General features: G+C 63.5%; 14 protein-coding genes. 10 read left to right on the top strand and 4 right to left on the bottom strand.

The genetic code is table 11. The features are described 5' to 3' along the window. Positions 1-34: 34 nt before the first annotated feature. The 3 genes from BMZ79_RS16470 to BMZ79_RS16460 all read left to right on the top strand — a co-directional run bounded on the left by BMZ79_RS16470 (position 35) and on the right by BMZ79_RS16460 (position 1,855). Complete coding sequence (locus BMZ79_RS16470; RefSeq protein ID WP_256252812.1) at positions 35-700, top strand: helix-turn-helix transcriptional regulator; 666 nt, start codon at positions 35-37, stop codon at positions 698-700. 152 nt (positions 701-852) lie between these two features. Further along, positions 853-1,335, top strand: coding sequence for a DUF948 domain-containing protein (locus tag BMZ79_RS16465; protein WP_090641757.1), 483 nt, complete (start codon positions 853-855; stop codon positions 1,333-1,335). Between the two features lie 121 nt (positions 1,336-1,456). Then, positions 1,457-1,855, top strand: coding sequence for a YtxH domain-containing protein (locus BMZ79_RS16460; protein WP_090641756.1), 399 nt, complete (start codon positions 1,457-1,459; stop codon positions 1,853-1,855). Between the two features lie 196 nt (positions 1,856-2,051). Here BMZ79_RS16460 and BMZ79_RS16455 read toward each other — a convergent pair whose 3' ends face one another. Then, positions 2,052-2,957 (bottom strand): helix-turn-helix transcriptional regulator, encoded by a 906-nt coding sequence (locus tag BMZ79_RS16455; RefSeq protein WP_256252784.1) that lies wholly within the window; start codon positions 2,955-2,957, stop codon positions 2,052-2,054. 175 nt (positions 2,958-3,132) lie between these two features. On the opposite strand from BMZ79_RS16455, the gene BMZ79_RS16450 reads away from it, so the two are divergent. From BMZ79_RS16450 to BMZ79_RS16425, 6 genes are all read left to right on the top strand, one after another. Then, positions 3,133-4,431, top strand: a complete 1,299-nt coding sequence (locus BMZ79_RS16450) for an alpha-glucosidase/alpha-galactosidase (protein WP_090641754.1) — start codon at positions 3,133-3,135, stop codon at positions 4,429-4,431. A 229-nt stretch (positions 4,432-4,660) separates the two neighbouring features. After that, entirely contained in the window at positions 4,661-5,470 is an 810-nt protein-coding gene (gene racE, locus BMZ79_RS16445; RefSeq protein ID WP_090641753.1) for a glutamate racemase, read from the top strand. Positions 5,471-5,613: 143 nt separating this feature from the next. Continuing rightward, complete coding sequence (locus BMZ79_RS16440) at positions 5,614-6,834, top strand: M14 family metallopeptidase (RefSeq protein ID WP_177222168.1); 1,221 nt, start codon at positions 5,614-5,616, stop codon at positions 6,832-6,834. 27 nt (positions 6,835-6,861) lie between these two features. Then, positions 6,862-7,101 (top strand): hypothetical protein, encoded by a 240-nt coding sequence (locus BMZ79_RS16435; RefSeq protein WP_090641751.1) that lies wholly within the window; start codon positions 6,862-6,864, stop codon positions 7,099-7,101. A 209-nt stretch (positions 7,102-7,310) separates the two neighbouring features. Beyond that, positions 7,311-7,613, top strand: a complete 303-nt coding sequence (locus BMZ79_RS16430; protein ID WP_090641750.1) for a heme biosynthesis protein HemY — start codon at positions 7,311-7,313, stop codon at positions 7,611-7,613. Positions 7,614-7,639: 26 nt separating this feature from the next. Next, on the top strand, positions 7,640-7,867 hold the full coding sequence (locus BMZ79_RS16425; RefSeq protein ID WP_090641748.1) for a YuzB family protein: 228 nt from the start codon (positions 7,640-7,642) through the stop codon (positions 7,865-7,867). A 94-nt stretch (positions 7,868-7,961) separates the two neighbouring features. Here BMZ79_RS16425 and BMZ79_RS16420 read toward each other — a convergent pair whose 3' ends face one another. After that, a complete protein-coding gene (locus BMZ79_RS16420) occupies positions 7,962-9,914 on the bottom strand; it encodes an LTA synthase family protein (protein ID WP_090642154.1) in 1,953 nt (650 codons plus the stop codon). 157 nt (positions 9,915-10,071) lie between these two features. Further along, positions 10,072-11,214 (bottom strand): THUMP domain-containing class I SAM-dependent RNA methyltransferase, encoded by a 1,143-nt coding sequence (locus BMZ79_RS16415; protein WP_090641747.1) that lies wholly within the window; start codon positions 11,212-11,214, stop codon positions 10,072-10,074. Between the two features lie 125 nt (positions 11,215-11,339). On the opposite strand from BMZ79_RS16415, the gene BMZ79_RS16410 reads away from it, so the two are divergent. Further along, positions 11,340-11,981: an O-methyltransferase gene (locus tag BMZ79_RS16410; protein ID WP_090641745.1), complete on the top strand. Its 642-nt coding sequence runs from the start codon at positions 11,340-11,342 to the stop codon at positions 11,979-11,981. A 136-nt stretch (positions 11,982-12,117) separates the two neighbouring features. On the opposite strand, the gene BMZ79_RS16405 is transcribed toward BMZ79_RS16410, so the two are convergent. Next, on the bottom strand, positions 12,118-13,332 hold the full coding sequence (locus BMZ79_RS16405) for an MFS transporter (RefSeq protein ID WP_090641744.1): 1,215 nt from the start codon (positions 13,330-13,332) through the stop codon (positions 12,118-12,120). Between the last annotated feature and the right edge of the window lie 17 nt (positions 13,333-13,349).

Here is a 13,349-nt window from a genome sequence, read left to right as displayed (position 1 = left end):
CCTGAATAGGCCGAAGGTGGTGGATGGAATGGGAATGGAACCGGGCGGAACGCCGTTCATGCGCAAGGAGCAGGCGGTCCGGCAGGAAGGCTCGACGCGGCAGACCGTGCTCACGCTGCTGAAGACGAACGGCCAGATGAACGCCGGCGAGCTGGCGAAGCAGCTGCAAATCACGGAAATGGCCGTGCGCCGGCATCTCGGCACGCTGGAGCGTGACGGCTTGATCGCGCCGACCGTCGTGCGCCAGGCGATGGGCCGGCCGACGCACATGTTCAGCCTGACGGAGCAAGCCGAGCTGCTGTTCCCCAAAAACTACCACGTTCTGGCGATGGATCTGCTGGAGGAGCTGGAAGACGACACCGAGACGGCCGCGATCATCGACCGGCTGTTCGAAGGCCGCAAGCGCAAGCTGCTGGATCGCTACGCGCACCGGATGGAAGGCAAGTCGCTGGAAGAGAAGGTGTCGGAGCTGGCCGCGATTCAGAACGACGGCGGCTATATGGTGCAGGTGGAGGACGATGGCAAGGGCCTGGTGCTCCACGAATACAACTGTCCGATCGCGCACGTCGCGAACCGGTACCAGCAGGCTTGCCAGTGCGAGCTGGCGCTGTTCCGGCAGCTGCTCGGAACGGACGTGGAACGGACGGAATGCCTGGCGAAGGGCGGCGGCAAATGCAGCTACCGCATCGCGGGCGCATGATCGGAATCGGAAAGAACGACGCGGGAGCGAGGCTCCGGCGTCTTTTTTATTGTCGAAAGCTGTGTCAAGTCAAGCCCATGCTGTGTATATAAGTAATACGAAATGGGCTCGCGCCCAATCGTACAGAGAGTTGGAATGGAGGTGGGCCGTGAATGGTCATTTGGTTTGAAGGCGCTGCGGCTGTCGCGTTCGTCGCCTTGGTCGTCGGCATCTTGCTGTGGCTGCGATCGTTGGATAAGCGAATTGGAAAGATGATGCAGCTGGCCGAATCGTTGGAGCGCCGCACCGAAGTCGCCGTCGCGCAGGTCAGCGATTTGCTCGACCCGGTAACGGACACGGTACGGACGGTCCAAAAATCGGTGGACGGCATTACGAAACTGACGGAAGCGACGAAGCGCATCGGAGAATCGGCGAACCAGCTTTCCTTCACCGTCAACCGGATCTCCAGCGAGCTGAACGACGCGGTCGATCGCTACGCGAGCAAGTCCGGCGACAAAGCGAAGCGCGGAATCGCGGACGCGATGAACTGGGCGGAAGTCGGTTATGCGGTGTACCATTTCTGGAAAGACAAACGGAAAGAGGACAACGCTGCCGAACGGGTGCATGCCCAGACCGTGAAACAGGGCACGATATGAAGTAATAAGCGACTGCGAGCGCGGCGGGCCGAACCGGCTGGCCGGGCAGTCAACCATCACGCCGACGGCGCAGGCGGACGATGCGGCCGAGCCGCGGCGAACTAAAAAGGAGTGTTCAATCATGGCGAAAAAAGGATTTATGTATGGCGCGATCGCAGGCGGCGTAGTCGGTTCCGTGGCAGCTTTGCTGCTGGCTCCGAAATCGGGCAGGGAGCTTCGGAGAGACATCGCCGACAAAACGCAAACCGTCACCGAGCACACGGCGCGCATCGCCGGCCAAGTCGGCGACAAGACGGTGCAAATGGCGAAGCAGGTCGGTTCGACGGCGAGCACCGCTGCGGTCAAAGTGAAGGATACGGCGGCTACCGTCGTGGATAACGTGCGCGGCTGGCGCGCCGATACGAAGGAGACCCTCGAGGAAACGGGCGAACAGGTCAAGGATGCCGTGGAAGACGTGAAGGACAAAGGCCAAGAGCTTATCGCGGAGCACCGCGAAGAACTGCACACGGTCAACAACTAACGGCCGGCGGGCTCCATGAAGCATGGTAGCGCGGCTTTCGAAGGGACGGACGCCGCAAGGCGCCAACGTTTCTTGAACGGGAACAGGCTTTGCTTTCGGCAACGATGCCGAAAGCAAAGCCTGTTTGCGTGATCGGGCGTCCGGCGCGGGGGAAGGCAGCTGGACGCGCGTCCAGCTGCCGAGAGCTGCCGCGCGTCTAGCCGCCGCGGGCCTGCGCCCGGTATTCGGAGGGCGAGCAGCCGAACGTTTTGCGGAACTGTTTGGAGAAATACAGCGCGTCGGGATAGCCGACGGACGAAGCCACCTGGTCGATGGACAGGTGGCTTTGCTCGTTCAGCAGCTCCTTGGCCCGCTCCATTCGCACCTTCAACAGAAACTGCATCGGCGAGACGCCGGTTACTTGCTTGAACATTTTGGAGAGATGCGTCCGGTGATAGCCGAGGCTGCGCGAGAGCTCCTCGATCGAGATCGGCTGCGCGTACTGATAGGACAGCCAGCGCACCGCGCGTTTGATCTGGCGTTCGATGTCCGGCAGAATGGCAAGCGAATTGAACACCAGCTTGCCTTCGTTCTGAAGCCCAAGCTCCTTGAGCAGCACGCGCAGGTAGCCGCCCGCCTCCAGATCGGCCAGTTCGGGGAACGGCGTTTGCTCCAGCGTCCCCCGGATTTTGCGGTACAGCGAACCGAGCGGACGGAAATCGCGCGCGCGAACGATCGGATTCGCGGCCGAGAAGCCGAGGCCGAGCAGGAGGTGTTCGGCGGCAAGGCCCTTGAACGCCACCCACGCGTAATGCCACGGATCGCGCTCGTCGGCGGTATACGTGAACAGCTCGTCCGGGAAGATGATGAACGTGTCCCCGCGCGCGCACGGATAGCGTCGGCCGTCGATTTCGAACGTGCCCTTGCCGCCCATGACCGTATGGATGAGGTAATAATTATGAACGGCCGGCCCGATGCCGTGCCCGGGGTTCGGCTTGCCTTCGCCGCTGAACATGACGGACAGCTCGCCTTGGGCCGGCTGCGTATTGTTCATCACGGTGAACGCGGAATGGTCGGGATTGCGCGAAGACGCGACGCGCGCGCCGGCTGCGGACGGTTTCATGGGAACGCCTTCCTTTCGGGTGGACTGACCTTCTTAGTGTACGGGATGAAACTACAAATGTACATATAAATCATGCTTTAATTCCTACTCAAACCGGGGTTTCTTGCTCTATAGTAAGGATTAGCAGAAGACATTAATCCGCTTCCAAGGCGGACTTATCCGAGGAGGATTTTACATGCCGAAGATTACTTTCATCGGTGCGGGCAGCACCGTATTCGCCAAGAACGTCCTGGGCGATTGCCTCGTCACCGAATCGCTGCAAGGCTTCGAGATCGCGCTGTTCGACATCAATCCGGAGCGTCTCTCCGATTCCGAATCGATGCTGAACCACATCAAGAACACGTTCGGCAGCACGTCCGTCATCAAGGCGTATTCCGACCGCAAGGAAGCGCTCCGCGGCGCGAAGTACGTCGTCAACGCCATCCAGGTCGGCGGTTACGACCCGTGCACGATCACGGATTTCGAAGTGCCGAAGAAATACGGCCTGCGCCAAACGATCGCGGACACGGTCGGCATCGGCGGCATCTTCCGCAACCTGCGCACGATTCCGGTCATGCTCGACTTCGCCCGGGACATGCAGGAAGTCTGTCCGGACGCGCTGTTCCTGAACTACACGAACCCGATGGCCGTGCTCACGAACGTCATGAACACGTACGGCGGGATCAAGACCGTCGGCCTCTGCCACAGCGTGCAGGTGTGCGTGCGCGACCTGTTCAAGAACCTCGGCATGGACGATACGGGCGTCAAGTCCAAGATCGCGGGCATCAACCATATGGCCTGGCTGCTCGAAGTGTCGAAGGACGGGGTCGACCTCTATCCGGAGATCAAGCGCCGCGCCCGCGAGAAGCAGCGGGAGAAGCACCACGACATGGTCCGTTACGAGATGATGCTGAACTTCGGCTACTATATTACGGAATCGTCGGAGCATAACGCCGAATACCATCCGTACTTCATCAAGCGCAACTATCCGGAGCTCGTCGACCGGTTCAACATTCCGCTGGACGAGTATCCGCGCCGCTGCATCGAGCAGATCGGCAACTGGAAGAAACTGAAGGAAGAGCTCGTGAACAACCCGACGCTCAACCACAAGCGCACGCACGAATACGCGTCGTACATCTTCGAGGCGATCGAATCGAACGTGCCGTTCCGCATCGGCGGCAACGTCATGAACACGGGACTGATCACGAACCTGCCGCGCGAAGCGTGCGTCGAGGTCACCTGCCTCGTCGACCGCAACGGCGTCACGCCGACGTTCGTCGGCGACCTGCCGCCGCAGTGCGCCGCGCTCAACCGCACGAACATCAACACGCAGCTGCTGACGATCGAAGCGGCCATCACGGGCAAACGCGAGCATATCTACCATGCCGCGATGCTGGATCCGCACACGAGCGCCGAGCTGTCGATGGACGACATCAAGGCGATGTGCGACGACCTGATCGAGGCGCACGGCGACTGGCTGCCCGCCTACAAATAAGCCGTCCCTCCCCTAAGCAGCACGCCGGGCCGACCGGGCCGCCGGAGCCGAACGATAACGCGACGCTCCCGCCGCCCCGGCGGCTTTTTTCGCGTTATCCGGCGTTCCCGCGGGGCGGCGCCGCATGTTGAACCTTGTCCCGATTTGCGCTAAGATGTAGGTACCTTTTCGTCAACGTGTTCATACTCTATTGAAGTTCAGTCAAAACGTTCAAGAAAGCGGTGTGTCTGTGCAACAACCGATCGCAATTTTGGATTCTGGCGTAGGCGGCTTGACCGTCGTGAAAGAAATCATGCGCCAGCTTCCCCGGGAAAAAATCATGTATTTCGGCGATACGGCCCGTACGCCATACGGTCCTCGGCCGGCCGAAGAAGTGACTCGGTTTACGAGGCAAATCGTGGAATATCTGATTCAATACCGCCCAAAGATGATCGTCATCGCCTGCAATACGGCAACGGCCGTCGCGCTCGAGGATATCCGTTCGCGGGTCGCGATACCCGTCGTCGGCGTCATTCATCCCGGCGCCCGCGCCGCCAACGGACGGACCCAATCGGGCGTCGTCGGCGTCATCGGCACGGAAGGCACGATTCGAAGCGGCGCCTACGAGACGGCGCTGAAGCAATTGTCGCCCGCGATCAACGTGATCAGCCTGGCTTGCCCGAAGTTCGTGCCGCTCGTCGAACAGGGCAATTTCCGCTCGCCGGAGACGCAGGAGGTCGTGGAATCCTCGCTTCGGCCGCTTCAGGAGCGCAACATCGACACGCTGATCCTTGGCTGCACCCATTATCCGTTCCTGTCGGAGACGATCGGCTCGGTCATGGGCGAGCAGGTGAAACTCATTAGTTCCGCCAACGAGACGGCGCGCGAGATCAGCACGATCCTGCACGACCGCAACCGGCTGACCCGCGACGGAGAGCTGCCGGTGCATCAGTTCTTTTGCAGCGGCGAACCGCGGATGTTCCGCATGATCGCGCAGCAATGGCTCGGCGAACAGATCGAACTGACGCCGGTCGTCTGGCAGGTTCCGAAAATCGTATAATGCGCAGGGCAACCCGCAACCGGGCCGCCGACGTTCATTCGTCGGCGGCCTTTTAGCTGCCTGCCGAGGCATGCGGGGTCGGGCGCCGGCATAGCATGTAGCATAATGACGTGCCGCGACACTATTCCGACCGAGGTGATACGATGCTGCCCTACGTCGTGCAGCCCGGCGATACGCTGCTGCGCATCGCCCGCGCGTTCAACGTGAATCCGGAGTCGCTGCTGGCGGCGAATCCGGGACTCGATGCCGCCGCTCCGCTGCTTTCCGGCCTGCTGCTGTCGGTTCCCGCGCAGACGGCTTTTATTTATCGCGTCCAGCCGGGCGACACGCTGCTCGGCATCGCGGGCAAGTTCGGCTTGACGCTGCAGGCGCTGGTGCAGGCGAACCGCCGCCAGGAACTGAAGCAGCTGCAGCCCGGCCTGCTCCTCACGGTGCCGCGCGCGGACAACGCTTCCCGGATCGTCGACGGGCGAGCCGAATACGGCCAGCGCGAGCTGACCGCGGATGCCGAAGCATTGCTGAAGGCCTACCCGTTCCTCCAGGTGGAGAAGATCGGGGAGAGCGTCATGGGACAACCGCTCATCGCCATCCGGCTCGGGGAAGGGCCGGTGAAGGTGCACGTCAACGCCGGCATGCACGCCAACGAATGGATCACGACGCCGCTCCTGATGACGTTCCTCGAAGACGCCGCGAAGGCGGCGGCATCCGGGGAGACGCTGTGCGGCGCGGACATGCGCGAGCTGCTGCGGCAGGTTACGCTGTGGGCCGTCCCGCTCGTCAACCCGGACGGCGCGGAGCTCGCGCAGGAGGGGCTGCGGCCGGACCATCCGCGCGGAGCGGAGCTGCTCCGGTGGAACCGCGGCTCGCGCCGCTTCCGGAAGTGGAAGGCCAATATCCGCGGCGTCGACTTGAACGATCAGTTCCCCGCGTTCTGGGAAGAAGAGAGCGCCCGCCGGGATGCGGACGGTCCGGGTCCGCGGGATTATCCCGGGCCTTCGCCGTTCTCGGAGCCGGAAGCGGCCGCGCTCGCCGCGTTCACGGCGGAGCAGGCGTTCGATCTCGTCGTGGCGCTTCACACGCAGGGCCAGGAGATCTATTGGAACTATCGCGGTTACGAGCCGCCGGAATCCGAACGCATCGCCCGCAGCCTGGCGAAGGCAAGCGGCTACAAGCCGGTGAAGCTGTCGGGCAGCGACGCCGGCTACAAGGACTGGTTTATTCTGCAATACCGCAAGCCCGGCTACACCGTCGAGGTCGGCTGCGGCGTCAATCCGCTGCCCTTGGACGCGTTCCCGGACCTGAACGACGAGGTGCGGGCGCTGCTCGTCGCCGCTTTGGAGGAAGCCCGCTCGCTTGTGCTATAATAAGCGCAAGAAGGAGGCGGATGCCTGTTGCGCAAATTGTGGTCGCTCCGCCATTGGCGGAACGTGTTCGCCCGAATCTTCCGGCTGCTCGCCGCCAAGGAAGTTCGGCTGACGGACAAGCTCCTCTATTTGGTGCCGGTGCTGTTGTATTGGGTGCTTCCGGACGTCATGCCGTTCGTTCCGATCGACGACATCGCCGTGACGATGATCGCCGCGGAGCTGTATACCCGGTACATGGAACGGAAATACGGCAAGGCGCTGAAGTAGCGGTTGAACAATGGCCAAGCTTTCTATACAATAGAGTAAATAAAGTTTGCAATCACATGGAATAAGGGTTGCGAGCCAATGAAATCATGTATGCCATCGCGCGGGTCGAGTTCGTAGCGAGCGACGGTCGCGCCGATCGCATCGCACCCGAGAATCGGAGAGCGTCCGCCGGACAGGCGGGCTTCATCCATAAAGGAGCTGAAGAAGCAATGAAAGTGAAAATTTCGCGCAACGCCGCCAAGATGCTTCGCGAGGAGATCGACAATCCGGAGAACGAGGGCAAATACCTTCGCGTGTACGTCACGCATTCCCACGGCGACCACGCCCACTACGGCATGAAGATGGACGACGCGACCGAGAAGGACGAAGTCGTCGAGACGGACAAGGACATCAAGGTCGTGCTCGAGCAAGGCAACGAATGGCTCGACGGCGTGCGCATCGATTATTTCTACGTGCCCGAGGAAGGCTTCATGATTTCGAACCCGGCGAAAGGCAACGGCGGCGACCACTAAACGATTTTCGGCTTAGGGAGAGGAACATGGCGAACGACATCCGCATTTGCGACAAATGCAAACATATCCGCCCGAAGACGATGGTGCCGAAGCTGCAGAAGCTGGCGCCGGACGCGGAGATTCAAGTCGCGTGCAAATCGTACTGCGGGCCTTGCTCCCGGTACGCCTTCGTCTTCATCAACGGCCGCTACATCACGGCGCCGACCGAAGACGAAGCGATCGAGAAGGCAAGCAAATATATCAAGAAGAGCTAAACGAAAAGACCCTTTGTCCCGGCATTCCCGGACGAAGGGTCTTTTCGTTTAGCCGCGCGCGCCTCCGCGCAACCCGCTCCGGCTGCCCGCGGGATCAAGGCTCGCGGCGCATCGCCGGCACCAGGTCGCGCGTCACGGCGAGATCCGACGCCTGCAGCTCGCGGACCGCGTCCTGCGCGCCCGGCGAGCAGCGGGATGCATCGGGCAGCAAGCTGCCGCTCGCGAAGTCGTAGCAGCGGCTGTGCTCCGGCAGGCCGTCCTCGGGCGGCACGTACAGCACCTTGCCGTCGGTGAACGCGCCGCTACGGAAGACGACTTCCTTGCCCGCGAGCGGCTGCGCGGTGACGAGCGGCGTGCCGAGCATGGCCTTCCCGCCGCTCGGGATGCCGAGCAGATGGAGCGCGGTCGGCGCGACGTCGAGCTGCCCGCCGGCCTGGCGGTACGTGCCCGCGCGGGCGCCGTCCGGCAGGTGGACGAGGAACGGCACGCCCTTCAGGACGCGGAACCGCTCGGCGTCGTTCAACCGATGGCCGAGGAACGTCTCGAACGGCTGCCAATCGTCGATCGAGTTGTCGTGGTCGCCGTAGAACATGAAGATCGAGCGATCCCACAGGCCGGCCGCCTTGAGCTCGCCGACCAGCTGGCCGATCGCCGCGTCGACGTAATGGACCGCCTCCAGGTAGTCCCCGAACATCGTGCCCTTGAACGCGCCGACGTCGAGCGTCTGGACGCTCGCGGGCAGCGCGTACGGATGATGGCTGGACAGCGAGATGAGGAACGAATAGAACGGCTGCGGCTGCGCGGCCATGAGCCGGACGGACTGCTTGAAGAACGACTTGTCCCCGAGCGACCAGCCGAGCGGCTCGTCGATGGTATAGGCGTTCTTGCTGAAGAACTCGTCGTAGCCGAGCGTGTCGTACATCATGTTCCGGTTCCAGAAGCCGCCGTCGTACGCATGGAACGCGTTCGCCGCATACCCGCCGTCTTTCAGCGTCAGCGCCAGGCTGTCGTACGCGTGCTGGGCGAACCGCGTGAACACGGAGCCGGACGGCAGCGGCTGCAGCGAAGCGTTGGCGGCCAGATCCGCGTCCGAGGTGCGGCCTTGGGCGGTCTGATGATAGAAATTATCGAAGTAGAGGGAGTCCGCCATCAGCTTGTCGATGTTCGGCGTTACCGGCTGACCGCCGATCCGCTTCCCGACGACGAAGCTCTGGAACGCTTCGAGCTGCACGAGAATCACGTTCGAACCCTTGTACCGGCCGAACAGCGGGTCGGTCGCGTCCAATTGATCCCGCACGTCGCCGCGCTCCCGGAACACCTCCTTCGCTTCGGCGACTTCCGCGGGCGCCGGGGCGCCGCCGCGCATCCAGTGCTCGTCCGCGTACCGGTACAGGTCGTAGCCGTGGAAGCCGAGGACGCCGGTCACGTTGTACAACGACAGGTTCCACCAGTTGCCCGTGAACAGGTCCGCGGCCCACGTGGTACTAGCTTTGTGGACCGGCGCGTACACGAGCGCGAAGCCGAGCAAGAAGACGGCGACGCCGGACGCCAGCCGGCGGATCGCGGCGCGCCTTGCGCGGCCCGGGCCGCGGGAAGCGGCGGCCGGCCGTCCCGCGAGCGCGCCCCGCAGCCGTTTCGAGGCGAGCAGCGCGATGCCGAGCGGCAGCAGCGCGGCCCAGTCGGCGGCGAACCAGAGATCCCTCGGGGACAGGAGCGCGTGGATGCTGTCCCCGAGCTCGCCGACCTGGCCGGCCTGCAGCAGAACGGGAATCGTGATGAGGTCCTGGAAGTAGCGGAAGTAGAGCAGGTCGGCGTAGACGAGCGCCGTCAGCAGGACGTCGAGCGCGATCAGCGCGAGCAGCCGGCCGCGGCGCGGCAGCCAAAGCGTCCAGAACGCCAGCAGCGCCAGCGTGCCGGCGGCGACCAGCCGGTCATCCGCGTTCATCGCCATGTACGGGACGTGCACGAGCCGGTCGAACAGCGCCAGCTTGAACAGCATGACGAGCACGAAGAGCGGCAGGCCAAGGCTCGGCAACGCCGTAACCATGCGAAACGGCGCCCGCAGACGGCGCCGTTTCATGGTGAGATCCGGTAAGGTCATGGGAAAGGATCCTTTCGGTCGCGCGTTCGCGGATTTACGAAAACGCAACAATCTTCTCCCATTATAATCGCGTTCGGCTGCGGAAACAAAGCCGCGGCCGGCGTCAAACCTTGTCGCGCGGCGGCAATGGCCCGAAGAACTGGTAATACGTGCATTCGATCCGCCCGTTGAACAGCTTGCGGCGCTTGTCCGCCTTGCGTCCGATCGTCTCCTCGAACGCGCGCGACTGCGTCAGGGCGAACGTCGACCAGGTCGGCAGGTAGAGCATGCTGAGCCCGAGCTGCCGGACGGCCTTCTCCGCGTCGTTCTCGTCGCCGAGGCGGGAGCCGTACGGCGGGTTCGTCACGATGCAGCCGTAGTCGCCGTCCGGCTTGATCCGCGACACCGGCATTTGCGTCAGCTTGATGTCGTTCGCGAAGCCGGCCTTCTTCACGGCCGCGGCCGCCACGTCGAGCGCGGCCGGGTCGATGTCCGAGCCCGCGATCCGCAGCGGGATGTCGTCCCGGACGGCGTCGAACGCTTCCTCCCGCGCCCGCTCCCACAGCTCGTCCGGCACGAGCGGCCAGCCCTCGCTGTTGAACGTCCGCCGCAGCCCCGGCGCGATGTTCCACCCGATCATCGCCGCTTCGATCGGTATCGTGCCCGAGCCGCAGAACGGATCGTAGAGCGGACGCTCGGGCCGCCACCGGCTCAGCAGCACCATGGCCGCCGCCATCGTTTCCTTAAGCGGCGCTTCCGTGACGAGCTTGCGGTAGCCGCGCTTGTGCAGCCCCGGGCCGGTCGTGTCGAGCGTGATCATGGCGACGTCGTTCAGCAGCCAGACTTCGATGACGAACCGCGCGCCGTCCTCCGCGAACCACTCCGTGCCGTAGACGGTCTTCATTTTCTCGACGACGGCTTTCTTGACGATGCTCTGGCAGGCCGGCACGCTGCTCAGCTGCGACTTGTGCGAGCGGCCCTCCACGGGAAACTCCCCGTTCTCCGGAATCCAGGCCGGCCAGTCGATCGCTTTCGCCCCTTCGAAGAGCTCCTCGAACGTCGTGGCCGGGTATTCCGCCATCTTGATCAGCACGCGGTCCGACGTCCGCAGCCACAGATTGGCCCGGCAGATGTCCGCCGGCCCTCCTTTGAAAACGACCCGGCCGTTCTCGACCTTCTGGTCGGTGTAGCCAAGCTCCGTCAATTCGCGCGAAACGACCGCTTCGAGTCCCATCGGGGCCGTGGCGATCAGCTGCAGGTTATCCATATGTCCGTATCCTCCGTCTTGCTTTTGCTTGTTTTCGATCCTCGAAAATCTTACAATCAAGTATAGGACATCATGGCATTTAAATACAATCGCGAACATGGGATACGGCGAGAGGAGAGATGGAAATGTCGACGGAACAAGAAGCGGCGGAACGGTACGTGGACGGTCTGCTGGGCGAGGACGCCGATCTGGCGCGCGTGCACGCGGCCATCGAAGCGCAGGGCATGCCCCAAATTTCGATCGCGTCCGGCTACGGCCGGCTGCTGACGATGCTCGTCGCGATGTCGGGGGCGGAGAACGTGCTCGAGATCGGCGCGCTCGGCGGCTACAGCGGCATCTGCCTGGCGCGGGGGCTGCGGGAAGGCGGCAAGCTGACGTCGCTCGAGCTCGTGCAGGGCTACGCGGACACCGCCCGGGCCAATCTCGAGGCGGCCGGCCTCGGCGGCCGCGCGGAATACATCGTCGGGGACGCCAAGGCGAGCCTCGCGGAACTGGAGAAGGCAGGGCGCAAGTTCGACTTCTTCTTCATCGACGCGGACAAGGAGAGCTACCCGGAGTATCTGGAATGGGCGATCAAGCTGGGCAATCCGGGCGCCGTCATCACCGGCGACAACGCGCTGCTGCACGGCCGGACGGCCGATCCGGAGAAGAACGGGCCTTCGGTGCTCGCGATGCGCGGCTTCAACGAGACGATGGTCCGCGACGAGCGGCTGACGGGCACGCTGCTGCCGGCGTACGACGGCCTCGCGATCGCGCGGATCAAGTAGCGGAGCGGCGGCGGACGAGAGACGGCGCAACCGAATAAGCGCGTCAGCACGACAAAGAGTGCCGGACCTTCCCTCGGGAAGGTCCGGCACTCTTTGTCGATGCTTGGGCGCCGGCGCTTGCCGCGCGCCGCTTCGGCTAGGCCTCGCGCGAGGCTGGCCGCTTCGCCACCAGCGTCTTGCGGACCCAGGCGGCGTTGATCAGAAACAGGACGGCGGAGATCAGGAATACGCCGCCGATGCCCGTCCAGCCGGAGATGACCCCGCCGACGATCGGGCCGATCATGTTGCCGAGCGAAAGCATGCTGCTGTTCAGGCTGAAGGCGCGGCCTTCCATGCCGTCCGGCGTGAAGCGGCGCACCAGCGCGTTGACGGACGGGATGAGCCCGCCGAGGAAGCAGCCCTGCAGCAAGCGGAAGAGCAGCAGCTGCCAGACCGTGGCCGCGAACGCCTGCGGGACGAACATGATTGCGGCGCCGACGAGCGAGATGCCGAGCACCTTCGCTTGGCCGATCCGGTCGCTCAGCCGCCCGAGGAGCGGCGCGGCGATCATGTTCGTGATGCCGGCGGCGGAGCTGACGAAGCCCGCCCAGAAGGCGAGGTTGACGTCCGTGCCGTGCAGCCGCTGGACGTACAGCGGCATGAGCGGGTTCGGGCCGATCATCGCGAACTGCAGCAGGAACGTCACGGCGAACAGCGCCGAGAGCTGAGGCACGCCGCTCAGCTGCTTGAAGCCGGCGATGATGGACACGGCCGGCTTCGCGGCCGCCTGGGCGCGGTCGAACCGCTCCTTCACGACGAAGTAGGCGAGCGTCGAGGCGGCGAACAGCGAGATGCCGGTCAGGTAGAAGATCGGCCGGTAGCCCACCGCGTCGGCGAGCAGGCCGCCGAGGAACGGGCCGAGAATCGTCCCCGCGATGCCGCCGGACTGCAGCGTCCCCATGGCGAAGCCCATTTTCTCCTTCGGCGTGTTGATGGAGACGAGCGAGACGGCCGCGGGGTTAAACCCGGAGATCGTCCCGTTCGCCATCCGGAGCAGGAGCAGATGCCACGGCGACGTGGCGAAGCCCATCAGCGCCATGACGATCGCCATGCCGAAGCCCGAGCGCAGCAGCATCATTTTCCGGCCGTACTTGTCCGACAGCTTGCCCCACAGCGGCTGGAAGAGGAAGGCGGTGACGAAGTTTCCCGCGAAAATGATGCCGGCCCACGTCGCGATCTCGTGCTCGTCGGTCATGCCGATCCGGGGGCTTTGCAGATAGAGCGACATGAACGGCATGATCATCGTCATGCCGCCCATGACAAGAAACTGTCCGATCCACAGGACGGCAAGGTTTTTCTTCCATTGTTCCATTGCGTTCTCCTTCATTT

This window comes from Paenibacillus sp. UNC496MF, assembly GCF_900113915.1.
GTDB classification, from domain to species: Bacteria; Bacillota; Bacilli; order Paenibacillales; family Paenibacillaceae; genus Paenibacillus_Z; species Paenibacillus_Z artemisiicola.
This window is presented reverse-complemented; position numbering and strand designations above follow the sequence as displayed.

Excerpts from the sequence above, each read along its gene's own strand:
- BMZ79_RS16470 (WP_256252812.1), top strand. The coding sequence starts at position 35 with ATGGAACCGGGCGGAACGCCGTTCATGCGCAAGGAGCAGGCGGTCCGG.
- BMZ79_RS16465 (WP_090641757.1), top strand. The coding sequence starts at position 853 with ATGGTCATTTGGTTTGAAGGCGCTGCGGCTGTCGCGTTCGTCGCCTTG.
- BMZ79_RS16460 (WP_090641756.1), top strand. The coding sequence starts at position 1,457 with ATGGCGAAAAAAGGATTTATGTATGGCGCGATCGCAGGCGGCGTAGTC.
- BMZ79_RS16455 (WP_256252784.1), bottom strand. The coding sequence starts at position 2,957 with ATGAAACCGTCCGCAGCCGGCGCGCGCGTCGCGTCTTCGCGCAATCCC.
- BMZ79_RS16450 (WP_090641754.1), top strand. The coding sequence starts at position 3,133 with ATGCCGAAGATTACTTTCATCGGTGCGGGCAGCACCGTATTCGCCAAG.
- BMZ79_RS16440 (WP_177222168.1), top strand. The coding sequence starts at position 5,614 with ATGCTGCCCTACGTCGTGCAGCCCGGCGATACGCTGCTGCGCATCGCC.
- BMZ79_RS16430 (WP_090641750.1), top strand. The coding sequence starts at position 7,311 with ATGAAAGTGAAAATTTCGCGCAACGCCGCCAAGATGCTTCGCGAGGAG.
- BMZ79_RS16425 (WP_090641748.1), top strand. The coding sequence starts at position 7,640 with ATGGCGAACGACATCCGCATTTGCGACAAATGCAAACATATCCGCCCG.
- BMZ79_RS16420 (WP_090642154.1), bottom strand. The coding sequence starts at position 9,914 with ATGGTTACGGCGTTGCCGAGCCTTGGCCTGCCGCTCTTCGTGCTCGTC.
- BMZ79_RS16415 (WP_090641747.1), bottom strand. The coding sequence starts at position 11,214 with ATGGATAACCTGCAGCTGATCGCCACGGCCCCGATGGGACTCGAAGCG.
- BMZ79_RS16410 (WP_090641745.1), top strand. The coding sequence starts at position 11,340 with ATGTCGACGGAACAAGAAGCGGCGGAACGGTACGTGGACGGTCTGCTG.
- BMZ79_RS16405 (WP_090641744.1), bottom strand. The coding sequence starts at position 13,332 with ATGGAACAATGGAAGAAAAACCTTGCCGTCCTGTGGATCGGACAGTTT.